Source organism: Mesorhizobium sp. M3A.F.Ca.ET.080.04.2.1, from assembly GCF_003952525.1.
Lineage (GTDB): Bacteria > Pseudomonadota > Alphaproteobacteria > Rhizobiales > Rhizobiaceae > Mesorhizobium.
Genome location: NZ_CP034451.1, coordinates 2,424,201 through 2,449,080 on the forward strand (window position 1 = coordinate 2,424,201; position 24,880 = coordinate 2,449,080).

A 24,880-nucleotide genomic window follows, 5' to 3' on the forward strand; every position below is an offset into this window, starting at 1 on the left:
GCTATGCATTAGCGAGACTTGATTTGGTAATCTGGAGAGGGACTTACATGAAGCGTTCCGCAAGACTGCTGGCTTCGGCCACGGCGTTGCTGCTGGCCGGATCGACGGGCTTTGCCGCCGACATCATCGGCGAGCCGGCGGTGAACTATTGCCGCACCGTCGGCACCTCGGACCTGGTGCTGACCGACAACATGGTCGAGCTCAAGGACAAGGTGGTGAAGCTGATGGACGACTCCGTCGCCGTCGCCAACAGCCCGGAATGGATCAACTCGTCGCGGCCCGCCTTCGTGTGGGCGTCGGAAGCCAAGGTCGCCTGCGGCAAGGCCTATGGCTACCTGAAGACCAACTACAAGGACGAGGACTACCTCAACAAATGCGAGTGCTTCCACGACCGCATGGTCGAGTACATGCACTGAGCTGAGCGTGCCGTCCGGCCCGCAATGATCGTGATGAGAGCATCGGCGGAGGCAATCGCCTCCGCGTGCCCGGCGCCGGTCGCCTCGCAGGCCGGCGCCGCGCCGCGTTTCGAGCAGCGTCGCACGCAAGTCCTGGCGCTGGCGCTCGTCGCGGCCACAGCCCTGCCCGGCTGCCAGTCCAAGACGGGCGCGTCGGATGTGCTCGATCCGTCGGCGATCGCAACGCCGGCAGCCCAGGCCGGCAGTTCCAGCACGACCGCCGCGCAGATGACTGGCAGCAGTCCCGCCGCGGCCACCACCGCCAGGGCCAGCCAGACGCTCGGCACCGGCCCGACCCGGATCACCATGCTATTGCCGCTCTCGGCCCCGGGAAGCGCCGGCGAAAACGGCCGGAAGATGTATGACGGGGCGCGCCTGGCAATGGCCGATCTCGGCGACAAGCTGCTGACGCTGACGATCGAGGACACGCGCGGCGACAGCGCCTATGCCAAGGACCTGGCGGTGAAGGCGATCACGTCGGGCGGCGCGAAGGCCGTCATCGGGCCGGCCGAGCTCACAGCTGCGCAGCACCTGGCCAAGCTCTCCGGCACGACGCGGCCGCCGGTGCTGGCGCTGGCCGACAATTTCGCCGGCGGTCCGGGCGTCTATTCGGTGCGGCTGAGCGAAGCCGACAGCGCTGCGGCCGGGGCCGCGGCAATCGCCAGCAAAGGCGCGAGGAAATTCGTGCTGATGGTGCCGGCGGGCGCGAACTCCAGCGCCATCGAGGCCAGGGTCAACAACGCGCTCAGCATCTATGGCGCGACGCTTGCGGTGACGCTGCCCTATTCGCCCGCCGACGCCGCAAAGGCGGTGTCCGACATGGGCTCGCTGGTGGAGGCGCCCGAGGCGATCGTGGTGGCCAGCGGCGACGGCAGCCCGAGCGCCGCGCTTGCGGCGCTGAAGGCGAAGGGCATCCCGGGCAAGGCGGTCAAGCTGATCGGCACCGACCGATGGCTGGAGCGCCCGATGGATCCGCTTTACGAGGGCGCCTATATCGCGACGCTCGACCAGAGCGAGACCGGGCCGATCGCCGACCGCTTCAAGGCCACCTACAGCTACCAGCCCGACGTCAACGTCGCCTATGCCTATGACACGGTGGCGCTGTCGGCCGGCATAGCGAGCTCGGCCGGCCCGGACGGCTTCAGCAAGAAGGTGCTGGAGAACGCGACCGGCTTCCGCGGCTCGACAGGCCTGTTCCGCTTCCGTGCCGACGGCTCGAGCCAGAGGTCGATGCCTTTCTTCAAGGTGGAGAAAGGCAAGCTGAAGCTGGTGGAGAAGTCGACGTCGGGGTTTTGAGGTGGCGGCTAGTTAAGCTGCTGCAGTATCCCGGAGCTGGTTGCGACCATCAGGGCGAAATACATTTGCAAAGCTATCGCACAGATGGCGGCTGCCGAAATTGGAACACCGAATGGCACAACACCTTTGCGATCGAGGTGCTGCACATAATGGCGGAACATGCCTGCCGGGAGAAGGAAAGGATTCTTGACCACCATCGCGGTAAGGATGGCGAAAACCAGCAACAGCAGTGAAAACACGACCAGATCGCTTCCACCGATAAGAAATGGCATCACGCTCATCAGCTTGACATCGCCGGCTCCAACCTTGCGCAAGAGCCAGAACGGAAACAGCGCGACAAAAAGGATGAAGCCACCAATCGCGCTGATGCCCATGTCCAGCCACGAACCCGTTTGCAGTGAATGGAAATGCAGTGTTCCGAGGCCCAGGCAGAGCAGCAGGAGCACATCACGATTGGATATTTTCTGCGTGGAGAAATCGGTCCAAGCGATCCTCGCCAGCAGGAGGATCGCCACCGCCTTGAACAAAAGCGATGCGACGAGCAAGAGGCTCATGAGCGCTCTATGTTCCGCACGCTCGAAGAAAGTAGTTTCAGATTGTTGGCAACGGTCGGATCGTTGGGCGCGAGTTCATAGGCCTTGAGGAAGTTGTTGCGCGCCAACTGCAGCTTACCGCGCAGCAGGTAGGAATAGCCGAGATTGTTGTAGTATTCCGGCGTCGCGCCGAGCAGCTTGTAGGCCCGGCTGTAGGCGAGATCGGAGAGATCGAAGCGCCGGATGCGGTCGCAGGAAGCGGCCAGACCCAGCCAGGCGACGCCATCATTGGGTGCGAGCCGCGTTGCCTTGTAGAACAGCGCGCCGGCATTGCCGTAATTTTCGGAGCGGAACTGGGTCTTGGCCTCGGTTATTGCCTGGTCCGAAGCATAGTAGTCGACATTGCTGACTGTCTTCAGCCCGTCGAACGTATCGCCAAAGGCGGTGTAGTCGCCTTTGGCCGGCTCGTTGGTGCGAACGACACCGTTGTCGAGGTCTTTCGTCTGGCAGCCCGCCAGGAAGATAAGCAGCAGGCTGGTCGCGAATGCGAGGCGCGTTGGCCGTATCATTGTGTGTCCCACGAAGTCCCGACTCAGTTTTAGAGGCTAATCATACGACCGGCTAGAAGAAAATGCCTCTCATGCGGATAACCACCGGCAAAAGCACGATCATGAGCACCACGGGGAAGATACAGATGCCTAGGGGAATCATCATCTTCACAGGCAAAGCATTGGCACGCTCCTCGGCGTGCAGGATTCTCTGGGTACGCATTTCATCGCTGTAGACTCGCAACGCCTCGGTGAGGCTGGTGCCCAGTTCTTCCGATTGCCTAAATAGCACGGCAAGCGCACGTGCCTCTTCAAGACCGATGCGATCGGCGAGTTCACGCAGCGCTTCGCGAAGAGGTTTGCCCGCGCGCAGCTGCAGATTCATGATTGCAAGTTGGATGCCGAGCCATTTGTGAGTGCCAGCCATTTCCTGACTGACCCTCTCGACTGCCGCCTCCAGGCTCATACCGGCATCGGCACAGGTGATCATCATATCCATGAAGTCGGGGAAGCCGCGGCGGTAGGTCTGTTGCTGGGCGTTCTCGAACCGATCGAGCGCGATGCTTGGTATGACCAGACAAGCGAGCCCGAACAGGGCTGCGCCACCGAACAGGATGAAGCCTGGGATTTGCGGCGGGACCGCAGCAACCAGCCCAGCATAGCACCCGAGAAAACCGATGCCGACGGCGGCGATACGCGACAAGGTGTAGATGACTGGTGCGCTGGAGTGATAGAACCCCGCCCGGAAAAGCCGCGCTTCGAGCGCATTTGGCTCGCCACGTTCCTTTTCGAGTGCACGGAAATAGGCATCTATCGGTCGCTGTGCCGCGATCTTGACGAGTTGCTGCTGCGCGTCCAGCGAACGCCTATTGAGTCCTCCTTCCGACAGTAGGCTTTCACCGACGAGCTTGCGGGTCTGAAAGGCGGGCAGGAAGACGAGCGCGCCGAACAGGAACAGCGCCGCCGCCGCCAAGAAAACCGTGAGCGAGACAAGAAGCCCGGAACTCAGGATGTTCGAAAGGACGCTAATAACCCACTCCCATCAGAAATCGAAGTTGATCATACGATACATGATGAAGTCACCAAGCAGGGCCCACAGGCCGAAGATGGTGAAGACCGGAAAGATAAGCGGATTGCCCCAGACCGCTCCATAATAGCTCGGGGCAGCGACCCAAAGGATCGCGAACATGACGAACGGAAAGAGCGAGATGACCCACGCCGAAAAGCGACCCTCGGCGGAGAGGGCCCTGATCTTCATTCTCAATTTCTGCCGCTCGCGCAGCACGGACGAAAGATTGGCAAGAATTTCGGTGAGGTTGCCGCCGGTCTTGCTCTGGATGGAAAGAGAGACGGAAAGAAGGTTCAAGCCCTCGAAGCCAACGCGCTCAGCCAGTTTCCGAGCCGCCTGCTCGATGCTGAGCCCGAAGGTGATTTCGTCGGAAACGATGCCGAATTCGGTACCAAGCGGGTCAGGCATTTCGCGCGCGACGAGCCCAACCGCCACCGAAACCGGATGGCCTGCTCGCAATGAACGCACGATCATGTCAAGGGCGTTGGGCAATTGCTTGGCGAACTTCAAAATCCGCTTGTTGCGAGCCCGGCGGAGGAAGAGGACCGGCAGTACGAAGCCCACGATAATGAAGGCCAGCAAGGTCGGCATCGCCGAAAACCCCGCCAGCAGCTTGAGCAACAGCGCAACGACCAGTCCTGCCAAGATGAAGACGGCGGCAAAGGTCAGCGGATTGCCGGTGACGCCCGACTGCGTGTAAAGCCTGTTCAGCGCAACGGCGCCAAAAATATAGTCGCCAGAGTCGGTCAGTCCGCGTTCGCGCAGCAGGTTTTGCAAGGTCCGCTCAGCGGGCTCGTCCTCCTCGGCCAGGCGCGTCAGCCGCCGGTTGATCGTTCCGGCTCGTGAGCGACCCTTTGAATAGGAGACGTAAAGTGCTTCCGCCGCGAGGATGACGGATGCCGCTGCCAGCACATAGATGAAGTATATTATGGTCTGGCTGGTCAGCATCAGAGCGGAACCTGCGGGTTGAAGGCGTCCTTGCCGAAGTGAAATCCGAGGGTGGCCGCTTCCTGGGCGAAACGCGGACGGATGCCGGTGGCGCGAAACTCGCCGACAATCTGGCCGTCCGCTGCGACGTCGCGGCGGACGAAGTGGTAGAGTTCCTGCAATTGGACGACGTTGCCTTCCATGCCGGTCAGCTCCGATATGGAAATCACCCGCCGGCCGCCGTCCGACAGACGCTGGGTCTGCACGATGATGTCGATGGCCGAAGCGATCTGGGCGCGGATAGACTCATGCGTCATCGGCATGCCGGCCATGCCGACCATTTGCTCGAGTCGTGAGAGCGCGTCGCGCGGCGTGTTGGCATGGATGGTCGTCATCGAGCCTTCATGGCCGGTGTTCATCGCCTGCAGCATGTCGAAGGCTTCCTCGCCCCGTACCTCGCCGACGATGATGCGATCGGGCCGCATTCGCAGCGCGTTCTTGACCAGCTCACGCTGACGCACTTCGCCCTTGCCCTCGACATTGGGAGGGCGGGTTTCCAGCCGGCCGACATGCGGCTGCTGCAACTGCAGTTCCGCCGCATCCTCGATGGTGATCAAACGCTCCCTGGCCGGAATATAGCTCGACAGCGCGTTGAGCAAAGTCGTCTTGCCGCTGCCCGTGCCGCCCGAAACCAGGATTGACTTGCGCGTCTGCACGGCGATCCGCAACAAGTCGACCATGGGCGCGCGGATGGAGTTGAAGGCCATCAGCCGTTCCAGTGAGTAAGGATGCTTCGAGAATTTGCGGATCGAGACCAGCGGGCCGTCCACCGAAATCGGCCGCACGGCGATGTTGACGCGCGAGCCGTCGTCGAGGCGCGCATCGACCATCGGCGAAGATTCGTCGACTCGCCTGCCGATGTTGGAGACGATCTTATTGACGATGCGTAGCAGATGCGCCTCGTCGCGAAAACGGATCGAGGTCTCCTCGAGCACGCCGCGGCGTTCGATAAAGACATGGTTGTGCGTGTTGATCAGAATGTCGGCGATCGAATCGTCTTTCAGGAGCGGTTCGATCGGGCCAAGCCCCAGCATCTCGTCGGCGGTGTCGCTAGTCAGCTGATCCAGTTCGCGAGCATTCAAAGGAACGTTGCGGGCGCGTACAAACTCACGAACGATCGGCCGGATCTCATTGAGGATCTCGTCCTTGGACGCGTTCTCCAGCGCGGTCAGATTGAACCGGTCGATAAGATGCCGGTGCAGCTCAACCTTCAGCGTCAGGAAGTCGTCGCTCTGCGATTCGGCTTCCGCAACAGGGGCACTTGCCGCCCCGTTAAGCGCCGCGACCGGCACCGGCGCTTTCTGTTCGTTCGACCCTTTGATGAAGCGACCCAACATGCCGCTTGTCCCCTTGTGATTTTCCCCGGGTCGAAACTAAGCGTTAACCACAGGGGGCACAAGCGCAGGAAGGACACACCGCGTGTATTACTTGAGACATAGTTAAGAATGCGGTTTCGGGAAATCGTTTTTATTTCCGCCCACTGTCCGGTCGGGGACTAAAGTCCTAAGACCTTTGTCCCCATGTCGGCATCGATACCACTAAGTCGTTTAATATAAAGGGCTATGCTGGACCCCTAATATGGGTACATCCCCTGTCCGAAGGAGGCAGAATTGTGAATGAATGGTTAAGACGGCTTGAAAAGTGAGACGAATCAAGCCCTTGTCGAAAATGAAGTTTTAAATTTTCAGGTATTGAACGGTTAAGGGATTGTTAATCCGTTTGACACTGCTTTTTCAGCGGACCTAGGATTGCATTCGACGGGGGATGCTTGGGTATGGGGTTCATCCTTAGGCTCGTCTCGTCGGGTTCAAACCTCCAAAGGGAGAAATTGGCATGAACATGCTCATGACGATGGCCCGGCAGTTCCGCGACGATGAAAACGGCGCTGCTATGGTCGAATATTCAATCCTGGTCGGCATCATTGCCGGCGCCGCCATTCTTGCGATCGTCGCCATTGGTCTCTGGGTCAGCGGACGTTTCGGCAATCTCTGCGACATTCTTAACGGCAAGGGTGCTGTGACCGGCGGCGGCACCGGCACTTGCGTCAAGGGCACTGGCGCAGGCTCCTGATATTTATTTCTCAGGCCCGGGTCTCAGGCCCGGGCCTGATACAGGTACGCGATGGGGTGACGCGGCCGGTTGTAACGGGCTTTTTGGGGTTGGGCTATGCGCGCTAATACTGTCATCATGATCATCCTCGCCTGCGTGTTTGGCGTTCTGGCGGTTGTGCTTGCCAACATCTGGCTTGCCAACCAGCGAAACGCGATGGCCCAGAACGACAATGTCAAACGCGACACCGTGGTGGTGGCGGCGGTGGCGCTGAAGTTCGGCGACACGCTGTCTGAGGACAAGCTTCAGGAAATTGCGTGGCCCGCGGGCGCCGTTCCCGCCGGCGCTTTCAGGACGACCAAGGATCTGCTGGCCGGCCAAGGCAGCAAGCAAGCCCTGCAAACGATCGGCGTCAACGAACCTGTTCTCGCCGGCAAGATCACAGGCCCGGGCCAACGCGCAACGCTTTCCGCGGTGCTTGGGGAAGGCATGAAGGCTGTTTCGATCAGGGTCAACGACGTGCTGGGTGTCGCCGGATTTGTCTTTCCCGGCGATCGTGTCGACATCCTGCTGACCCGCACGTCCCTAGACGGAGGCGCGCAAAAAAGTTTTGTTGATGTGCTGCTGCAGAGCGTCAAGGTTCTCGCTGTCGACCAGGTAGCCGACGAAAGCAAGGACAGCCCAACAGTCGTCAAGGCGGTCACGGTTGAAGTCAACACCAAGGACGCGCAAAAGCTGACGCTCGCCGCGGGTGCCGGACAGTTATCGTTGGCGCTTCGCCAGGCCGCTGCCAGCAAGGGCGAGACGACCGAGCGCGTAACGGTCTCGGATCTCACCGGGGACACGCCGGAAGACGTCGCCAAGCGACAGGCCGAGCTCGACCGACAGAAGGCCGCCGAGGCGGCCGCCGCCGCAGACCGCAAGCGGATCGATGGGCTCGCTCAAGCCGTGGAACGCGTGGGCAGCCAGATCGATGAGTTAAGTAAGGTGAAGCCCGAGCCGGCTGTTGCGCCCGCACCACAGACGCAAGAAGTTGTAAAGGAAGTGGTCAAATATGTGCAGCCGGAACCGCCAGCCCGCGCTACAATCGGCGTGTTCCGCGGCGTGAAACTCGAAACATACGATGTGCCGCGACTGAAGTAACGAGGGACGGCTGCAAATCGCAGCATTCGGGGAGACGGGAATGCAGTGTTTGTGTGTGAGGGTAGCGGCGGCTGCGCTAATCCTCCTGGTGGTGTCGGTGTTCTCTGACGTTTCGGCCCATGCGGCTGACCGCTTCATCGACGTGTCGAACCCGTCCATCCACCGTGTGTTCGTTCCCGTCTCGCAATCGGTCACGATCCAGGTGAATGCGACGCTGGGCGACATTGTCGTCGGCGACGAAAAGATCGCCGACGCCCAGCCGATGACCGACAAGACGCTCTATGTCATCGGCAAGGGTATTGGCACTACAACTGTCAATCTGTTTTCCGAGGACAAGCGCTCACTGGGCGCCATCCAGGTCGAGGTCGGTCAGGACGTGAGCGATATGGCGTCGGCGATCCGCCAAGTGGCTCCAAAGGCTCGTATCGAGATCGGTTCAATCAACGGCAAGATCCGGCTTTCCGGTCACGTCAAGGACGCCGCAACGCTGGCATCCATCGTGGAGGTAACCCAACAGTATGGTCCTGATGCGATCATCAATGCCGTTACGATCGATGACAGCCAGCAGGTCAATCTGTCGGTGCGCATCCTGGAAGCCAAACGCAATGCCGGCCGCGACCTCGGTGTGTCTTGGAGGGGTGTAAACCGCAGCGGCAAGACCGCCTTCGCCACAGGCGACTATACTACTGACAAGGACGGAGCGGTTTTCGGACCTGGCGAGCTGATTAGCGGCCTTTTGTCCGGCTCCAGCCCCTTCGCGGCGCTCGTTACGCGCGTCATCGACAGCAACATCAAGGTTGATTTGCTCATCCAGGCACTGGAGTCGAAAGGTGTCGTGCGCTTGCTGGCCGAACCAAATCTCACGACAGTTTCCGGCGAGGTCGCCAGCTTCAATGCCGGTGGCGAGGTACCTATCCGCAGCATAGGTACCGATGGTGAGGTCCAGATCGTATACAAGCAGTTCGGCGTCAATCTGAACTTCACGCCCGTCGTGCTCGACGACGGCAAGATCCACATCAGGCTCGCGCCTGAAGTCAGCGACCTAACGGGATTTACACCCGCTGGCGACCCGATCTTCACCAACCGCAAGCTGGCAACCGTGGTAGACCTTCGCGACGGCCAGAGTTTTGCTGTGGGCGGGCTGCTCTCCAGCAAGAACACCAGGCTGCAGGAGCAGGTGCCGTGGCTCGGGCAGGTGCCGATCATCGGCGCCCTGTTCCACAATTCCAGCACGCAGAAGGAAGAGACCGAACTGGTCATCATCGTCACCCCGAACGTCGTGCGGCCGGTCAAGCCTGGCCAGCAATTGGCGACGCCATTCGACAAGACCAAGCCGGCAAACGACCCGGAGCTCTTCCTGCTTGGCCAGCTCGAAGTCAACAAGGATATGATCCGCAGATATGAGCTCGGCGAAGGTGTCACGGGCCCCTACGGCCATATGCTGGACGTCAAATCGAAGGACAAGATGCTCTATGTCAAGAAATAGGCTCCTGCTCGTCCTTCTCGGCTGCAGCCTGCTTGCCGGCTGCGCCGCCGACTATCTGAACAATTACGACACGATGACGCTGGCTGCAGGCGACTCGCAGAAAGCCAATCAGCTACTGCAGACGGTTGATCCCTACAATCCCGCTTCGAACAACACGAAGATCGAGGGCGATGGGACGCGTGCCGTCGGAGCCGTCCAACGGTATAAAGTTCCACCGGCCCCGCCGCCAACAACCAACATGACGGTCAACGTCGGTCCGGCAGGTGCGAGCACGCAGTGAAGTGAACGAAACGATGCGGCTGTGCCGGGCATAGGAGGGCTTGGCGCTAAGGGGTAGAGGGTAGGGCCATGTTGCGAACTGTTCGCGCGTTCTGGCACGATCAAAGCGGGATAGCGCTGATCCTGGTCAGCGTGATGTTGCCCGCGATCATCGGCTTGTCGCTCTTGGCAATCGACATGAGCCGGATGAACAATCTGGACAACGACCTGCAGAAGGGCACGGATGCCCTGGCACTCGCCGCAGCAGCCGAATTGAACGGCAGGTCCGATGCTTGGACGCGCGCCGAGAATGCCCTCACCAACCTGGTGTCTAACAACACGATGTTCGCCGACGGCGGACCTGTTTCGCTGACAACTGGCACCGGAGCCGCCACGGTGGATGCGACCTATTCCGCATGCCGGTCGAAGGGGCAGGTTTCGTGGTGCTTCCTTGCGAGTATTCCTGCAAATGATTCCGACCCGATCACGTCGGCCAACTACGCCGCGTCGGCGACTGCGACCCGTTTCATCCAGGTATGGGCGCAGCCGGAGGGCATCACGCCCATGTTCCCAGTCTCAGTCTCCTCTCCTGGAACGGCGACCGATAAGAGTTACAATCTTACTGACGTCTCGGTGGCAGGCTTCACGTCGGGAGTTTGCAACTACACTCCGGTCTTTATGTGCAATCCGTATGAGATGGTGAACGGCACCAATTCCGCCGGTGGGGCCACGCTCGAGCAAGCGGTGACGGACCCGGCTATCCACCGCCGGCTGATCGAGCTCCGCAAAGTGGGCAACGGCGCCGCCTATGGTCCGGGCAATTTCGGTTTCCTCGCGCCGCCGCTGGATCTCGGCCATGGCGCGCAGGCGCTGGCCCAGGCGATCGCCACCTCCAAACCCCGTGGCTGCTATTCGGCTGAGGGTGTTAGCACCAAGACAGGCCAGAACACCGGTCAGGTGCAGGACGCGTTCAATTTACGCTTCGGGATCAAAGCAAACGGCAGCGGGTTCGATGATCCCGAATATGGGCCGGCGGAAAATGTACGGATGGGAGCAACGTCCAAGGACTGGCAGGACCAGAACGGCAACATAACCAAGGATAAATGTGTAGCGTACAACAAATTGACATTCGGCGACCCCGGCACAATGGGCCTTCCTAAAGATCAGAGCACACCTTACATGGGCGGGCGCATGGGTGCCGGGGATTATCAGCTACTTGGACCCGGCAATTATTGGCAGACCAATTTTGGCAACGCGTCGTATCCCAGTTCCTGGAATACGACCACGCCGATGCGCTATGAGGTCTACAAATACGAACGCGCGGCTTTGGCCAATGGCACGCTACCGTCGTTACCACCGACTGTCGATCAGTCAATGGTTGGCGTGAAATCACCTGGCGGCGATATCGGGACTCCGCCAACCCAGTGCCTGCCGCCCATCAATACTGTTGATCGTAGGCTGATCTATGGCGCACTCCTTAACTGCCAAGCGCTTGAGGCAGAGGGTTACGATCTGAACGGCAACAGCACCAACCTTCCCGTCGAAGCTTTCGCCAGTTTCTTTCTCACACAGCCGGTCGCGGGAGCGAATGACGACGCCTCGGTCTTCGTTGAGTTGGTCGACATTACCGGCCGCAGCGGGGCAGGAACGCTCGACAACTTCCTGCGCGATGAAGCGCAGCTCTATCGGTGACGGCAATGTCGAACCTGCTGTCCCGCATCGTCAAACGTTTTCGCTCGGACCAGCACGGCACAGTCCTCGTAGAGATGACCTTGGTTGCGCCACTGATGCTGCTCCTGTCGGCAGGCGTGTTCGAATTCGGCAACCTGATCCACGATAAGCTCCTGATGGAGGCCGGCCTCACTGACGGAGCCCGGTTCGCCGCCCGCTGCAACAGCAAGCTTTACGCTGATGCTACCCCCCTAGCACGATCGACTGCGCCGATCGCGCCAAGAACATTGCTGTCTTCGGCAATTGGGATGGGACAGCGCCCTCACGCATCCCTGGCTGGCAAAAAACGGACGTCACGATCAGCATTGCCGACCCGACCACCTGCAAAGATGCGATCGACCCCGGCACCGGCACTGTGATGTATCTGTCGACCACATCGCAGGTCTGCATCGTGACGGCTTCCGGCACTTACGCCTACAGCAATCTAGACAGCGTTGGCCTGCTGTCATTGTTCAACATCACCACCGTCACCCTAGGGGCCAGCCATCAGGAGCGGCTATTCCGATTTTGATGATGCTGAAACGGTTCCTGCGATCAGAAGACGGAGCGACGATGGTCGAAATGGCCATCGCGATGACACTGCTGCTCACTCTTACCTTGGGTTTTATCGATTTCGGCTACGCATTCTATCAGTGGAACGCCGCAACCAAGGCGGTGCAGATCGGCGCGAGGCTCGCCTCGATCTCCGATCCGGCGGTAAACACAGCCACGTTTGCGGCGGCCGACCCGGCTACGGATCCAGGGGCGCCGATCAAGGCAGGACAGTACTCGTTCGAGTGCAAATATTCCGGCGGTACCGGCGCATGCAACGGCAATTCCTCGATATTCAACGCGACCGCTTTCAGCCGGATTTTCCGCGGCGACACGGCAGTAACCAATGACGATGCCTGCCCTGGCCTCGCCGCCAATCAACGGCCCGGGATGTGTCAATTCTTCCCCGGCCTGCAGCGCGCTAACGTCGTGGTGACCTACGCGGCGACCGGTCTCGGCTATCAGACGCGGCTGGGCGGCCCGGTGCCGACCATCACCGTCAGCCTCCAGAACATCAACTTCCAGTTCTTCTTCCTGGGCGGTCTGCTCGGGTTCTCAAATATCAATGTGCCCTCCATGTTGAGTACTGTAACCGGCGAGGATTTGAAGAGTACGTCGCCATGAACGCCATAGACACCAGAGTGACACCCACGAAACGCAAGCAAGTCGCGCTGTTTTCCTCCGATCCGAATTTCAAGCGCGACGTGACGACCAGGCTCGACGCGCTGGCGATCTATGACGTCAGGGTTTCGGAAGCGGTCGAGTTCCTGAAGGGGCCGCCGGTCGATGCGCGGCCGGGCATCATCATCCTCGATCTCGGCAGCGGCGAGTTGCTCGGCAATGCGGGCATCGTCGAGGCGCGCGCGGCGTGGTCGTCCGTGCCGCTGATCGCGATTTCGGACGAGCTGACCTCCGAGCAGACGCGCGTGCTGGTGCGCATGAACGCGTCCGACTGGCTGCACAAGCCACTCGACGCCAAGGAGCTGCTCAACGCCGTCACCTTCCACGACACCGGCAACAGGGGCACCAAGAGCCGCATCATCACCTTCATCAGCGCCAGCGGCGGCGCCGGCGCCACCACGCTGGCGATCTCGGCGGCCGAGCACCTCGCCTCCAAATCGCCCGATCGGGCCGCCTCGACCTGCCTCGTCGACCTCGATTTCCAGAGCGCCAATTGCGGCGCCTATCTCAACCAGTTCAACCAGTTCGACCTTACCGGCATCATCGGCCAGCCGGACCGGCTCGACGTCGAGCTGATGGATGTCATCAAGCTGTCGCGGCCGTCGGGCCTGACGCTCTATTCCTTCGAGCGGCCGCAACTGCCGTTCGAGCAGCAGGGGGCCGATTTCGTGCTGCGGCTGCTCGACCTCGTCGCCTATCGCTTCGACGACATCGTCATCGACCTGCCCAATATCGAGACGCCGTGGCACGATGCGGTGCTGCGCACGAGCGACGAGATCTTCATCGTATTCGAACTCAACGTCGCCTCGCTCAGGCAAGGCAAGCGGCTTTACAAGAAGATCCGCGAGCTGCGCGGCAACGGCGTCTCGATCACGCTGGTCGCCAACAAGCACAAGCGCAAATGGTTCGGCAACCACTTCTCGCGCAGCGAACTGGAGAAGATCTTCAAGGCGCCGCACATCAAGTCGCTGGCGCTCGACAATGCCTTGCTGACCGACGCGCTGAACCGCGCCATCCTGCCCACCGAGGTGGACGGGCGTGCGCGCTTCAACAAGGACCTGAAGGCGATGTTCAAAGAGCGGCTGGATAATGCTCAGCGCTGAAGCAATTCCAGGAAAAGTGCGCAGCGGTTTTCCGTCCGGAATTGCGTCGCGACAGAGGCTTGCGGTCGCCAGGCAGCTGGCCGCCGTTTGCGTCGTCGGCATTGCGCTGGTGTCGGGCGGCGAGCCCGCCGCCGCCGGATCGGCACCGCCGCTTCCGGCAATGGGTCCCAGCCTGCGCAAGGCGGTCGCCTTCCAGAGCGCCGAGCAGCCGGGAACGATCGTCATCCGCAAACAAGAAAAGGCGCTCTATCTGGTGACGAGCCAGGGCCACGCGCTGCGCTACCAGATCAGCGTCGGCCGCGACGGGTTCGGCTGGACCGGGACCGTCAAGGTCTCGGCCAAGACCGAATGGCCGGAATGGCGACCGCCGAAGGAGATGCGCGCCCGCCAGCCGGAGCTGCCGGCGATGGTGCCGTCGGGCCCCTATAATCCGCTCGGCGCCAGGGCGCTTTATCTTGCGCGCGAGGGTCGCGACACGCTTTATCGCATCCATGGAACCAACGATCCCAAAGGTGTCGGCTTCGACGGCACGTCGGGCTGTTTTCGCTTGACGAACACCGATGTGATCGATCTCTTCAAGCGCGTCGCGGTGGGCGCAAAGGTGGTGGTTGAATGACGATGATCAGCGAGCCGGACGTTCCGGCAATCGAGCTTGGCCAGCCAGAGCCGACCTTAAGCAAACCGAGCCGGGCAAGAACCATCGGCGCCATCGCGGTGGGTGCAGCGCTGGTCACGACGATCAACGTGACCGCCGCGGTCTACCTCTATCGTGGCGTCAACGACCTGCGGCAGATCGAGGCGCGGCTGGGGCAACTCGGCCAGTTCGAGCAGCGGATCGGCGCCCGCATCGATACCGTCAACAACGGCTTCCAGAGCCGGTTCGAGACGCTGGACCGGCAGTTGCAGGCAAGCTTCGGCCAGATCAACGGCAATCTCGTCCGGCTGGAGCAGTCCCAGCCGGCTGCCGTCGGCGCCGAGATGCCGCGCGCGCCGCAGCCCGCCTTTGCCGGCACGACAATGGCGGAAGCGTCGACAGGCCAGGACGGCGACGCGCCGCCTAGGATGACCGCGCCTCCCGGCCCCAATCCGGCCTATCAGCGCATCCAGCAGGCCGACGGCAAGGTCTATTACAAGAAGATCAACTGATCTGCGGCGGGCCGTGTTCGCCTTGATTAAAGGTCGCGCTGCAGGGCGAGAATGCGGACCGCCCGAGCTTCCTCGCGCTGCCGCGCTTCGCCAAGGAAGGCGATGTGGCAGTAAGCGCATGCCGCCAGGCCAAGACACAGAACCAGGCTGTTCTTGAAGCTGAAGTCGATCATCAGCGAATACTGGAAGCCATGCGGAGCCGTGAACGAAGCGATCGTGCTCGCCGTTTCGGAATGGCTGCCGCCCGCGATCATCAGCCCGGCGAAGAGCAAAGCCGCATGGTTGGCGAGGAAGAAGCCGGCAGGCCGCTTTGCGTAGCACGCCATCCAGCAGGCGGCCGAAGCGACGAGGATGATCGCGGCGTCGAGCATCATCGAGCCGCCGAGGTAGAAATCCAACTGCTGCCAGAACATCGTCGAGAAGGGGCGCAACTCGCCCCAGGCCTGCCACATCACGGGGCTGGCCGGATAGGATCCGAGCAGGAAGGTCGCCGTTCGCTCCGCCGCCAGGACAAGCAGCATGAGGGCCGGGAAAGCAAAGAGCAGTAGCGGCTTGCGCGTCATGTCACCCCCTCGACATCCGATGCCGGAGTGTATGTCGCATAAGTTGCGCGACACTTAACGCAACGCCTTGCTTTTCAGGCAATGTCGCCGCCGCTTAATGTATGATGCGATGGTGGGAATTGAGGCGCGGTGGTCCTTGTGGGCGAGGTAAGGTCGACCGGCAGGCTTGGCTTGACGCTCGGCAGTCTCGGGCTGGCCGCGGGAACGCTGTTGATCATCCTGAGCAGGCAATGGCTGCCTGCCGCCCCCTCGCCGCCACCGGCCCAGGACGTAGACGATGCGCAACCGGCCCCTCGCATGCCCGTTCGTGATAGCCGACCGACGCAGCCGGCGCGCAGGATCGCCGAGCACCTCATTGCGCCGCCACCGCTCGACGCCGCCGGCATCGAGCGCCTCGAGCCCCGTCCCCCGCTTGGCGAGCTTGGCCTCGCATCGCCGCCGAAGACGCCGATGCCGCAGGATTGGCGCGAGACGCTGCTCCATCGGCCGACCGCCACGTCATCGGCGACCTTCGAAGCCATGGGGCGCACGGTCGCCATCACCGGCACCATCGACATCGATCCCGGCCGGATCTGTCAATTCGGCGATGCCAGCTGGCCGTGCGGCCAGCGCGCCCGTGCCGCCTTCAACGCCTGGCTGCGCGGCCGGGCGCTGAAATGCGTCCTGCCGCCGGACGTCGAACGCTTTGCCATAGCCGCGTCCTGCAAGCTCGGCAACCAGGATGTCGGTGCCTGGCTTGTGTCCAACGGCTGGGCGATGGCCTCGCCGCTGGGCATCTACGGCAAAGCCGAATCCGTGGCCAGAAGCGCGGAAATGGGCATTTTCGGCCCGCCGCAATAGCATATCGGAAAGGTGAGCGTCGGTTTTCCGTCCTGAATTGCGTGAAAGCAGAATGGTCAGAGCCGTTCAGCGATTCTAGTGAACGGCTCTGGCGCCGCGCGAATCGTCCGAAGCGGAAGTGAAGCCGCAGCCGCCGGCGAGCGCCGGATCCAGAAAGATGCCGAGTTCCTTCAAATTGTAAGTTTTGCTGACATCGAAATCGTAACACACCTTCTCTAAAGCCAATGCGTCCAACAGGAGATTGGCCCGTGACCACAAAAGCGCAGATCGCGCCGGTTCAGACATGGAAGCACATGGTTTGGCTGCCCTTGCTGGGCACCGCCGCCTGCCTCGGGCTGTCGCTCGGCCTGAACTACCTGCTTCTGCTGAGCGACGTGTTGACGCCATTCGGCCGCAGCGTCGTCACTGCAACGCTGGTCCCCATCGTCATCGGCCTGCCGCTCTTTGCCCTGCTCGGATGGAAACAGGTCGAGATCCTCCGCTACCGCCAGGAACTCACCAGGTCCGGAACCTACGATCGGTTGACCGGCTGCCTCAACGGCGCCGTGTTCATGTCCATGGTCGACAGAAGGGCGGCAAGGGCGGCCGGCCCGCGTTCCGGCGCCTTTCTGGTCATCCATCCCGAACATCTCGCATCGATCAACCTGCGCTTCGGGCTCGGGTGGGGCGACGAGGCCTTGCGGCTCATTGCCTCGGCCATCCGCTCCTCGGTGCGCAAGGACGACCTTATTGGCCGCCTCGGCAACTCGATGTTCGGTGTCTTCCTTCCAGGCGCCACGAAGCAGGACGCCAAGGAGGTTGGCGAACGCATTCGAGAGGCGGTGGGCCAGATCTATTTCGCGCCAAAAGGCGAAAAGGACGTGCTTGCCATCCGCGCCGGAGGCGTCGTCTTCGAGCATGAACTGGCTTTCGAGGACATGTTCCGCTCGGCGGAGGAACTGCTGCTGGATGCCCAGGACGAGGCAAACATGGCCTTGTCGCACATCAGCAACTGAGTCGCGTTTGGGCAAGTCCAAACGGCGGACACTTGGCTTATGATCGAGCCGCTTAGGTTGGTTCAGCAAACGCACGCCGATTGCCGCCACCATTCTCGGGGACAAACAAAATCCCTAGAACGCACGAATGATTTTCGCCCCGGTCTCGCGGCGACGGCCCAGCAATCCATCCTCCACTTCCAAAAGTGCGATCGTTCAGAAATTGCCGAGCGCGCTGCCAGGTCGTCCTGGGACCAGCCTAGGCTAGGAGCGCTCGTGCGGCATTGCGGCTGACTGAGTTCGCTAGTTGTGAGCTTTCGGGAGGTTGTCCATTCGGACCGGACCGAGGAGACTGGAGTTACCACGCTTCAGCATCCATCGGAGGATCCGAATGAACATCCATAAGAATGCCCGTCTCACACCGCTGCGTCGAGAGGAGATGGCGCTGTCGGTGATAGAAGGCGCTTTCTCCAAAGCCCATGCGGCGCGTGTCTACGGCGTGTCGGCCAAGATCGTGGCGCGCTGGGTCGAGCGCTACAAGTCCGAAGGGCGGGCCGGCATGATCGACCGTTCCTCGCGGCCCGCCCATATGCCGCAGGCCACCGCTGCGTTGATCGCCGAGCGCATCATGGCGCTGCGGCGGCAACGTTGGACCGGCAAGCACATCGCCCATGAGGTCGGCGTCTCGCCCGCCACCGTTAGCCGGGTTCTCAAGCGTGCCGGACTGTCGCGGTTGCGGGATATCGAACCGGCCGAGCCGATCCGACGCTACGAGCGCGAGCATCCTGGCGAGATGATCCATATCGATATCAAGAAGCTCGGTCGTTTCGAGCGCATCGGTCATCGCATTACCGGCAAGCGCACCGGCAATGCCAGCTCGCGCGGCAGCAGTTGGGAGTTCGTCCATGTCTGCATCGACGACGCCTCCCGCATCGCCTTCTCGCAGATCCTGCCCGACGAGAAAAAAGAAAGCGCCATCGCCTTCCTCAAGGCGGCGGTGGCCTACTACGCCAGCCTCGGCGTCACGATAGCCCGCGTCATGACCGACAACGGCTCCTGCTACAGATCAAAGGCCTTCGCCAAGGCCTGCCGCGATCTCGGCCTCAAGCACGTCAGGACAAGACCCTATACACCCAAGACCAATGGCAAGGCCGAGCGCTTCATCCAGACAGCACTGCGCGAATGGGCTTATGCCATCGCTTATCCGACTTCAGATCACCGCGCCGCAGAGTTGCCGGTCTGGCTGCACAGATACAATTGGCACCGTCCCCACGGGAGCCTAAAGTCCAAAACACCTATCAGTCGCCTCGCTCTAACCGAGGACAACCTGTTGAGGCTCCACAGCTAGTTCGGCAACACGGCCGAATCCGAATTCAACGTAGTGCCACTGAGATTTCATCCGGGCCCCGACCGTTTCTGTTACGCCGTGTGGCGCGGGTTGAGCAACCGGCGAAGACGCGGAGCCACCAAATAGCGCAGCGTCGGAGCCGGTTGCGGTGATGGCCTCGGCGAAATCCGCCGTGGGTCTGTTAGCCAAGCGACGAAGCTCGCGAGCAACGCGTCGGCCGAGGATCGAAGTGTCCGAGATCGCGGCCAGGCATCGCGCGTTACGTCGGTCGACGATGTGGAGCATGCGGAGCGCCGCCCACACGCAAACTGGTCATGGCGAAACCCAGCGACCACCGCTTCGACCAGGATCGAAGCCCGCGTCCCGACTCGTCGTGATCCACGCTTGCGCACGGTCAGCCCCTCCCTCCCGGTAAAGCTCCGGTTGATGCCAGACGCCTCGCCTTCACGCCGCAGCAGAATGAACAGCCGCCATAGCCGAAGCGTCGGCGTTCGTTGGTAAGCTCGCGCAACGCCTATCGAAGGGAATCCCAAGCCGCAAAAATTGTCACTAAAGCTAAGGGACAACAGCATACAGCCGTCGCATTCCGGCCAATGCACCCTCTTGAAAGGGGAATAGGGGGCAAAAGAGGGGAAGAGGCGGCAAAAGGCGATTTCTTTCAGATTCGCCCGAAACAGGACATACTCCGCGAATGTCCAAAGCGCCCCTCCAGAATCTAAGTCACGTGCTGGTTAGTCCGTCCGAAAGTATGCCGCTTCCTGCCGCCATGGGCATCAGGCGGCACGTCGACACGCTTGCACGAACAACCAGACAGACAAACTGCCTGAAATGCGATCTCAATTCTACGTGGTTGAGGCGCGGCTCGGCGAGCGCGTCGCCGCGCATGCAAAAGCGAGAAATATCCCACCTAATCGCTGCAACGCTAGGGAGTGTCGCATGAAGCCTTTTGCAGCTTTTGATACCGAGACAAGCTACGGAACAGTCAGCTTGCGAACAGCTTCCGGCATTCGAAGATATCCGGTCAATCAAAATGCGCGCTTGTCCATTCTGCTTCAATTGGAATGTCTGTGCTCTTTCCGTAAACCTCATAAACCCCACAGCTGGATTTATTTCTATACCCTTGACAACAAACTTGTCCTTTCAAACCTCCAGTATGCCAAATCCATTGAGTTGATTGGCGATGACGTGGAAGCGATGCCTTGCTATTATCCTCCGGAATTTATCGAGCGCTAGACGATTTGGATACAGGCGAGATTTCTGATGGCGTTAAAACTAACTGCCAAGCAGTTATCGCTGATATAGGTGATGAAAAAGCCATGCGGATAGTCTCCTTTGTTCGCATCACCTACGACGCGGGAGAGGACGAGTGGAACTTCTTAGACAAAGGAACTGCTAATACATTCTTCGGATTGGAAGCTGCAACCTTTGAGGTCCCACCACATACCCTCGCTCAAATTGAGGAAGAGGGCTACTACCGAGCGCGATACGCCAATCTTGACCGTGTCGCAGTTATTGAGATTCCGAGTGACCGATATCACAGATTGACTCGGACACGAAGTCGATCAAAACCCATAAAGAGGGCGTCTCAGCTCAGTCGCGCGCCAACTCAATTGCCAAAGAAATCAGCTGGTGCTGCGAGAGAGGATTGAAGTCCCTCAGAGGTGGCACCTCAGCATTGAAAACAAAAAGCTTTTCGGGGCTTTCGCATCCGATCTCATAACAGCGACCCACAACATGTGCAACCTACACAGTCGCGGAACCCGAGGTCATCCACGAGTCCTTCTGCCACTCGAAAAGGAAGGAGCGACGGCTGCAAAAGAGCCTGGCGCAAGAGGCGAAGGCAGTGAGAGCCTGAAACTGAATAGCCCGGCCGTGCTTATCTAGGTGACACAGGATTTGCACGCCGGGCTACCCAGCAGGGCTAGTGAACCTAGCCTACCCTTTCAAGTTCCGCCGAAAGCAGGTCAGGGTCAATTAGGCCCTGCTTGAAAAGGCACATGACCTTGACCGCAATCCGTTCGCGTTCATCCGCGCTGACAATTCGATGCTTTGAGCAATAATCGTTGAGAGCTTTCGTGAGAATTGCCAGTTCATCGGCATCAGCGACCCCATATGCCGACATGACCGCCTCCCTAAGCGGGACGACATCACAACCGCTTCCAAACATCCGTGTGCCTCTGCTCGATACGGGCGACCCTCGGAGAATACACCCAAAAAAAGTCAGCTACCAGTCAATTGGCCTCGGACTGTGGTCTGAGGGCCGATGCGCGGAACCTTAATTTAAGCAACTGCTTATATATGAATGTCGCTGCATTGGTTTTCCCCGCCGGTGGCGGTCAAGACAAGCCGCGTTGGAGTCACCTACCAGTGCAACAGTGTGGAAGGGGCCGCCGAGCAGCTTCTGCAATGGACCAAGCGCGGTCCTAAGTGGCACAGCGCAGTGCAACTCTGCATGGATGCCATGGTCGAGCGGGTGAAGCCGGAACTAGTCCGCAGGGCTTTCCTTGAAGCCGCCAAGGAGGAGGGTAAGCTACTGTCTTCCTAGGGGCACAGGAGACAGAAGCACTACTCCATGTCCGGCACGTCGCCCCCGACAAAGAGGGTCTTCGGCTCCCCATACTCGCCAACGGCGGGGTTGGCCTCGCGGGACCACGCAATGGCACCGGCATGCTTGCCCGCCAGCGCCCTTGCCGTCCTTATGGCCCGCTCCTCGCTCTGCTGTTCTGCCGGCCCGTAGACGGCCTGGAGGGTGCCCTCTTCGTCCCGGTCGAAGGCGGTAACCACGATGAGCTTCGGGGTCTGCCGCTGCGGGAGAATGCTTTCGCCCATGGCTGCCTCACGCCACGGTGGGGTGCGTGTCGTCAAAGCTGATGGCGACCAGCCCCGGATATCGATGAGCGATGGCGAGTATCTGGGTCTCCAGTTCGCAGTTGTAGGCCATCAGCGCCTCCACGGCGTCCACGGGGCTCTCATACTTGGAGATGAGCTTTTGGGCCTCCGCGTGCAGTTCGGCCTTGGCGGTCGGGTCGAGATTGTAGGTGCTCACGGGCTCCGCTCCTCATCCCACCAGCCGGCGCGAACGCGGGGATGGCCGGGCGGCGGCATCGAGCTTTTCCTGAAGGTGGCCGTTGAGCACGATCATTTCCTTGAGGGCCTTCATCACGTCGCCCTGGTGGGTGCCAACGAACTTCTCCGCGACGGCGTGGAGTACAGCCTCTTGGCGGCTGTCGAGCCTGACAATGTGGTCCATTTCATTGACTCCTAATGGTCCATCCGGCAGTGAACAAAAAGGGAACACAAATGTCAATGGGCGAATTGACTCTTTGAGGAATAGCTTCCTATCGGTTGGCCATGCCGGAGCCCAGCAGCCGAACCCACCGCGTCGTCCAGACGCTAAGCCGTGCCCATGAGGTTGGGCAGCTAATCCGCGTCCGCTGCATCAACTGCAACATCACGCGCCACTACCTCCCCGGCGACCTCCTCAAGCTCATGGGGGACATTCCGTTCTGGGATGTCGAGCGGCACATGCGGTGCGAGCGGTGCAGGCGGCGGGAGTTCGATGTGGACATACTGCTACCCAGCGGTGCGCAGGGCGTGAAGATACGCGTGAGGCGGCTTGTGGGGGTCCGTATGGTGCGGCGGGTGATGTGGAAGGATGACAACTGAGTAGAGACTGCTAGCGGCCCTGGACCGAAACTACTGCGAGATTTCCCTCCTTATCAAACAGCGTAGTACCGCACCGTCCCGTTGCCTCATCTAACAAGGCTGACCGCGTAGTGCGAAGGGCATTAGCCAGGGCGTAGCTAAATTCTTCATCGTTCCAGTCTCGGAAAATTCGGACTTCCTCAGTACCTGGTAAGAAACCTCTGGAATAGGGGGCCACTCTAACTTGATCCACTTGGAGCGCCTCTGGGCTCTCGGCGGTCAGGTAGAAATGAGTAGCATCTCGCAATGCCGCCTTGTAATGCACCCGAGCCGCCAGCTCTCTGAATTGTGTGCGGGATACGGTTGACCCGGCGAGGTTGAAGGGTCCTAGCGGCCCGACCTCCATTTGCAGCCCACCATCACTAACGAAACAAACCCCCAACTGCCCGGCCATTACAGCCACGGACTGCCCGAAGATGTTCGTTGACAAATCGAAGCAGTCTTCTCCTCCGTCGGCAATCTTGAAGTGATAAAGCGAAAACGGTAGGTCACCGTGCAGACACTGGAATACGGTTGGCTTCCGGGCGCTTTGCATCAGGAAGTGGCAATGATGCAGTTCCTCGATAAACTCTGAGGAGACAATCGGCCCGCTCTCCGGCCTCGCGCGGTCAAAGAGCAGGCTAGTTTCCTTGACAAGTAGGCCGATGAGTATCTTTGCCAGCCAACGCCCCACCACCATCTTTTCGGTGATGGATTGCAGTTCTCCATGTCGAAAGATCGGCTGAACGGCACTCTCTATCCTTGATAAGAAGCCCGTATTGCAGTCTACGCAACACGGCACCGTTAAGTGTCGATATTGTATCAAGCTTTGGTTGATAAGGGTAAGGCGCTGATTGGCCAGCTTGAACAGCCTTTGCAACCACTGCGGAACGACATGTTCGCCGCGCCCTGAGCTGGGCGGACCTCCACATGCGAAACACTGGCGACGGGAAATGCTGTCCTCTGAGACGGCTCTCGCTGAGTCCTCAAGAATGTATGACATGTTCCCCTGCCCCTAGAACAACGACCTTTGGGCAGGCGCTTGTTGTGGAAACTTGATCTGTGTGGCCGGCTTCTCGACAATCACCAGGGCATCGTCCGGGGCTGTCCGCTGCATGTGCCGCGCTTCGGACCATGGGGCCGTTAGCCAGGTTTCCGCCTCCGCTCGGGTGGTGAGGATCACGGGCATAGCCTTCTCATGGATGGGCGCTATGAGGGCGTTGGGCTTAGTCGTGAGGAAGCCGTAAAGCTCGAAGTCGCCCGGCCCGTCCTTGACCCTGCGGACCCCCTGCCAGCGCGTCCACATGCCCGCGAAGAAGAACAGCGGCCGGTCCTCGCTTCGGGCAAACCAGTAGTTTCGTTGGATGCCGGTCTCGGGGTCTTTGTCGTTCGGCGTTGGGCTCGGCTCTGCGAAGCTGGTCACCGGCACCACGCAGCGGTTCTCTACGCCAACGTATTGCTGCCAGTGGCCATACTGCGGATTGCGGATATTGGTGGTGCCGTAGTCCGCCTTGCCCTTTACCCTCTCCGCCGGCGTCGGCATCCCCCAGAGCAGCTTGGCAAGCTCCCGCTGGCCATCCGGGGCGTTGCGGACCACTGCGCCGGGCATGTTGGGGTAGACATCCAGGGAGGGCTCTAGGTTCCCCATGATGTCTCGCATGGCGCGGGTCCACTCGCGGATGGCGTCTTGGCTAGTGGTGATGTTGTAGAGATTGCACATTGAAGCCAAGGTGCCCGGCTAGGCGCGGGTGTCAAGGCTCATTGGGTGGTCTTTTCTTTTTGTCCCGTCGCGTCGATCATGCGGGCAGAATCACGAGGGGGTAAATCGAAATGCCGATTGTCCGACGTAGCTTCGACGCTATCCGAAGCAGGCTAACTGGGATCGGCTTCCTTGGCCTAAGCACAAGCTGGAATCCACCACCGGCACAGAGAACCGTAATATTACGGCTCTTCAACTTTTTGGAAAATCGGCGCGTGCTCTTCGTGCCGATGCACTTCGAGGTGCCCGGCGACGTAGATCAGTCGGTAATCCAAATCCGAAATGAGCTTACCGAAATCCTGAACCAGCTTCCTGAAAACTCGGTGGCCGCCCGTCGTGTTCGGCATCTGCGCACCGCGAGCCGTCACTTTCTGGAGGACGCGCCTCCGGACTATCGAAACATTACATATCGCCTGCGCGATCATTACGAGCAGCCGCCTGTCAGCCCGCACCATCACAGTGAAGAACGTATCCTAGCGCCTGGTTATTTTGTCGCTTTGGGGGAACTACGGGCTACATTCGGATTGCAGCTCTCCGCGCTGGCCGCCGAATTTGAGATTGATGTTGAGGAAGACCTTGCCTCTATCTTCCCCATCGGTCTCGACAGTCCGTAGCGACCATATGATGGCGTGCTTTTTCGCCCCCTGTCAGGAGTCCGAGCCTCAAAGCGTGTAGAAGCGCACAACCTTGTGTCGG

31 protein-coding genes and 1 pseudogene are annotated in these 24,880 nt (G+C 60.4%); 19 read left to right on the plus strand and 13 right to left on the minus strand.

Annotated features, from left to right (window positions below; translation table 11 throughout):
- The first annotated feature begins 47 nt into the window (after positions 1-47).
- Entirely contained in the window at positions 48-416 is a 369-nt protein-coding gene (locus EJ074_RS11650; protein WP_095807939.1) for a hypothetical protein, read from the plus strand.
- Between the two features lie 33 nt (positions 417-449).
- On the plus strand, positions 450-1,751 hold the full coding sequence (locus EJ074_RS11655; RefSeq protein WP_129553403.1) for a penicillin-binding protein activator: 1,302 nt from the start codon (positions 450-452) through the stop codon (positions 1,749-1,751).
- 8 nt (positions 1,752-1,759) lie between these two features.
- On the opposite strand, the gene EJ074_RS11660 is transcribed toward EJ074_RS11655, so the two are convergent.
- From EJ074_RS11660 to EJ074_RS11680, 5 genes are all read right to left on the minus strand, one after another.
- Positions 1,760-2,305: a prepilin peptidase gene (locus EJ074_RS11660; RefSeq protein WP_129553404.1), complete on the minus strand. Its 546-nt coding sequence runs from the start codon at positions 2,303-2,305 to the stop codon at positions 1,760-1,762.
- The gene (locus EJ074_RS11665; RefSeq protein WP_129553405.1) at positions 2,302-2,853 is read right to left on the minus strand and encodes a tetratricopeptide repeat protein; all 552 of its coding nucleotides are present in this window, start codon (positions 2,851-2,853) and stop codon (positions 2,302-2,304) included. The genes EJ074_RS11660 and EJ074_RS11665 overlap by 4 nt, the downstream gene beginning before the upstream one ends.
- A 52-nt stretch (positions 2,854-2,905) precedes the next feature.
- Complete coding sequence (locus EJ074_RS11670) at positions 2,906-3,805, minus strand: type II secretion system F family protein (protein WP_245454838.1); 900 nt, start codon at positions 3,803-3,805, stop codon at positions 2,906-2,908.
- 69 nt (positions 3,806-3,874) lie between these two features.
- Positions 3,875-4,849 carry a type II secretion system F family protein gene (locus EJ074_RS11675; RefSeq protein WP_129553407.1) on the minus strand — a complete coding sequence of 325 codons (975 nt, stop codon included), beginning with the start codon at positions 4,847-4,849 and terminating at the stop codon, positions 3,875-3,877.
- Positions 4,849-6,225, minus strand: a complete 1,377-nt coding sequence (locus tag EJ074_RS11680; protein ID WP_129553408.1) for a CpaF family protein — start codon at positions 6,223-6,225, stop codon at positions 4,849-4,851. Before EJ074_RS11680 ends, EJ074_RS11675 begins: the two co-directional genes overlap by 1 nt.
- A 496-nt stretch (positions 6,226-6,721) precedes the next feature.
- Here EJ074_RS11680 and EJ074_RS11685 point away from each other — a divergent pair, with 496 nt between their 5' ends.
- From EJ074_RS11685 to EJ074_RS11730, 10 genes are all read left to right on the plus strand, one after another.
- Positions 6,722-6,958 (plus strand): Flp family type IVb pilin, encoded by a 237-nt coding sequence (locus EJ074_RS11685; RefSeq protein ID WP_129553409.1) that lies wholly within the window; start codon positions 6,722-6,724, stop codon positions 6,956-6,958.
- A gap of 96 nt (positions 6,959-7,054) precedes the next feature.
- On the plus strand, positions 7,055-8,080 hold the full coding sequence (cpaB, locus tag EJ074_RS11690) for a Flp pilus assembly protein CpaB (protein WP_129553410.1): 1,026 nt from the start codon (positions 7,055-7,057) through the stop codon (positions 8,078-8,080).
- A gap of 40 nt (positions 8,081-8,120) precedes the next feature.
- On the plus strand, positions 8,121-9,566 hold the full coding sequence (locus EJ074_RS11695) for a type II and III secretion system protein family protein (RefSeq protein WP_129553411.1): 1,446 nt from the start codon (positions 8,121-8,123) through the stop codon (positions 9,564-9,566).
- Positions 9,553-9,846, plus strand: coding sequence for a hypothetical protein (locus tag EJ074_RS11700; RefSeq protein ID WP_129553412.1), 294 nt, complete (start codon positions 9,553-9,555; stop codon positions 9,844-9,846). The genes EJ074_RS11695 and EJ074_RS11700 overlap by 14 nt, the downstream gene beginning before the upstream one ends.
- 68 nt (positions 9,847-9,914) lie before the next feature.
- Positions 9,915-11,516: a pilus assembly protein TadG-related protein gene (locus tag EJ074_RS11705; protein WP_129553413.1), complete on the plus strand. Its 1,602-nt coding sequence runs from the start codon at positions 9,915-9,917 to the stop codon at positions 11,514-11,516.
- A 5-nt stretch (positions 11,517-11,521) separates the two neighbouring features.
- Positions 11,522-11,914: a TadE/TadG family type IV pilus assembly protein gene (locus EJ074_RS11710; RefSeq protein ID WP_245454840.1), complete on the plus strand. Its 393-nt coding sequence runs from the start codon at positions 11,522-11,524 to the stop codon at positions 11,912-11,914.
- Between the two features lie 193 nt (positions 11,915-12,107).
- The gene (locus EJ074_RS11715) at positions 12,108-12,710 is read left to right on the plus strand and encodes a TadE/TadG family type IV pilus assembly protein (RefSeq protein WP_245454841.1); all 603 of its coding nucleotides are present in this window, start codon (positions 12,108-12,110) and stop codon (positions 12,708-12,710) included.
- Complete coding sequence (locus EJ074_RS11720) at positions 12,707-13,870, plus strand: AAA family ATPase (RefSeq protein WP_129553414.1); 1,164 nt, start codon at positions 12,707-12,709, stop codon at positions 13,868-13,870. The genes EJ074_RS11715 and EJ074_RS11720 overlap by 4 nt, the downstream gene beginning before the upstream one ends.
- On the plus strand, positions 13,857-14,486 hold the full coding sequence (locus EJ074_RS11725; protein ID WP_129553415.1) for a L,D-transpeptidase: 630 nt from the start codon (positions 13,857-13,859) through the stop codon (positions 14,484-14,486). The genes EJ074_RS11720 and EJ074_RS11725 overlap by 14 nt, the downstream gene beginning before the upstream one ends.
- Positions 14,483-15,016, plus strand: a complete 534-nt coding sequence (locus EJ074_RS11730; protein ID WP_129553416.1) for a hypothetical protein — start codon at positions 14,483-14,485, stop codon at positions 15,014-15,016. Before EJ074_RS11725 ends, EJ074_RS11730 begins: the two co-directional genes overlap by 4 nt.
- Positions 15,017-15,042: 26 nt before the next feature.
- Here EJ074_RS11730 and EJ074_RS11735 read toward each other — a convergent pair whose 3' ends face one another.
- Positions 15,043-15,579, minus strand: a complete 537-nt coding sequence (locus EJ074_RS11735) for a hypothetical protein (RefSeq protein ID WP_129553417.1) — start codon at positions 15,577-15,579, stop codon at positions 15,043-15,045.
- Between the two features lie 138 nt (positions 15,580-15,717).
- On the opposite strand from EJ074_RS11735, the gene EJ074_RS11740 reads away from it, so the two are divergent.
- The 3 genes from EJ074_RS11740 (at position 15,718) to EJ074_RS11750 (ending at position 18,741) form a co-directional block, all read left to right on the plus strand.
- On the plus strand, positions 15,718-16,419 hold the full coding sequence (locus EJ074_RS11740) for a thermonuclease family protein (protein WP_129553418.1): 702 nt from the start codon (positions 15,718-15,720) through the stop codon (positions 16,417-16,419).
- Between the two features lie 248 nt (positions 16,420-16,667).
- On the plus strand, positions 16,668-17,414 hold the full coding sequence (locus tag EJ074_RS11745) for a GGDEF domain-containing protein (RefSeq protein WP_245454842.1): 747 nt from the start codon (positions 16,668-16,670) through the stop codon (positions 17,412-17,414).
- Positions 17,415-17,784: 370 nt separating this feature from the next.
- Entirely contained in the window at positions 17,785-18,741 is a 957-nt protein-coding gene (locus EJ074_RS11750; protein ID WP_126063820.1) for an IS481 family transposase, read from the plus strand.
- A 195-nt stretch (positions 18,742-18,936) separates the two neighbouring features.
- Here the strand turns inward: EJ074_RS11750 and EJ074_RS11755 are convergent.
- Positions 18,937-19,264: pseudogene (locus EJ074_RS11755) on the minus strand (IS3 family transposase); the annotation flags it as partial.
- Positions 19,265-19,677: 413 nt separating this feature from the next.
- Here EJ074_RS11755 and EJ074_RS11760 point away from each other — a divergent pair.
- The gene (locus EJ074_RS11760) at positions 19,678-19,974 is read left to right on the plus strand and encodes a hypothetical protein (protein WP_129553420.1); all 297 of its coding nucleotides are present in this window, start codon (positions 19,678-19,680) and stop codon (positions 19,972-19,974) included.
- Between the two features lie 697 nt (positions 19,975-20,671).
- Here the strand turns inward: EJ074_RS11760 and EJ074_RS11765 are convergent.
- The gene (locus EJ074_RS11765) at positions 20,672-20,863 is read right to left on the minus strand and encodes a hypothetical protein (RefSeq protein WP_129553421.1); all 192 of its coding nucleotides are present in this window, start codon (positions 20,861-20,863) and stop codon (positions 20,672-20,674) included.
- Between the two features lie 180 nt (positions 20,864-21,043).
- On the opposite strand from EJ074_RS11765, the gene EJ074_RS11770 reads away from it, so the two are divergent.
- Entirely contained in the window at positions 21,044-21,286 is a 243-nt protein-coding gene (locus tag EJ074_RS11770; protein ID WP_129553422.1) for a DUF982 domain-containing protein, read from the plus strand.
- A 20-nt stretch (positions 21,287-21,306) separates the two neighbouring features.
- Here the strand turns inward: EJ074_RS11770 and EJ074_RS11775 are convergent, their stop codons facing one another.
- The 3 genes from EJ074_RS11775 to EJ074_RS11785 are packed head-to-tail and all read right to left on the minus strand — an operon-like array spanning position 21,307 to position 21,991.
- The gene (locus EJ074_RS11775) at positions 21,307-21,570 is read right to left on the minus strand and encodes a hypothetical protein (protein WP_129553423.1); all 264 of its coding nucleotides are present in this window, start codon (positions 21,568-21,570) and stop codon (positions 21,307-21,309) included.
- A gap of 7 nt (positions 21,571-21,577) precedes the next feature.
- The gene (locus EJ074_RS11780) at positions 21,578-21,787 is read right to left on the minus strand and encodes a hypothetical protein (RefSeq protein WP_127220180.1); all 210 of its coding nucleotides are present in this window, start codon (positions 21,785-21,787) and stop codon (positions 21,578-21,580) included.
- Between the two features lie 12 nt (positions 21,788-21,799).
- On the minus strand, positions 21,800-21,991 hold the full coding sequence (locus EJ074_RS11785) for a hypothetical protein (RefSeq protein WP_129553424.1): 192 nt from the start codon (positions 21,989-21,991) through the stop codon (positions 21,800-21,802).
- Between the two features lie 101 nt (positions 21,992-22,092).
- On the opposite strand from EJ074_RS11785, the gene EJ074_RS11790 reads away from it, so the two are divergent.
- Positions 22,093-22,407 (plus strand): hypothetical protein, encoded by a 315-nt coding sequence (locus EJ074_RS11790; protein WP_129553425.1) that lies wholly within the window; start codon positions 22,093-22,095, stop codon positions 22,405-22,407.
- 10 nt (positions 22,408-22,417) lie between these two features.
- Here the strand turns inward: EJ074_RS11790 and EJ074_RS11795 are convergent, their stop codons facing one another.
- Together EJ074_RS11795 and EJ074_RS11800 are read right to left on the minus strand one after the other, a co-directional pair.
- Complete coding sequence (locus EJ074_RS11795) at positions 22,418-23,428, minus strand: hypothetical protein (RefSeq protein ID WP_129553426.1); 1,011 nt, start codon at positions 23,426-23,428, stop codon at positions 22,418-22,420.
- 12 nt (positions 23,429-23,440) lie between these two features.
- The gene (locus tag EJ074_RS11800) at positions 23,441-24,145 is read right to left on the minus strand and encodes an SOS response-associated peptidase (protein ID WP_129553427.1); all 705 of its coding nucleotides are present in this window, start codon (positions 24,143-24,145) and stop codon (positions 23,441-23,443) included.
- A 110-nt stretch (positions 24,146-24,255) separates the two neighbouring features.
- On the opposite strand from EJ074_RS11800, the gene EJ074_RS11805 reads away from it, so the two are divergent.
- On the plus strand, positions 24,256-24,798 hold the full coding sequence (locus tag EJ074_RS11805) for a DUF6650 family protein (RefSeq protein WP_348627008.1): 543 nt from the start codon (positions 24,256-24,258) through the stop codon (positions 24,796-24,798).
- Positions 24,799-24,880: the final 82 nt, after the last annotated feature.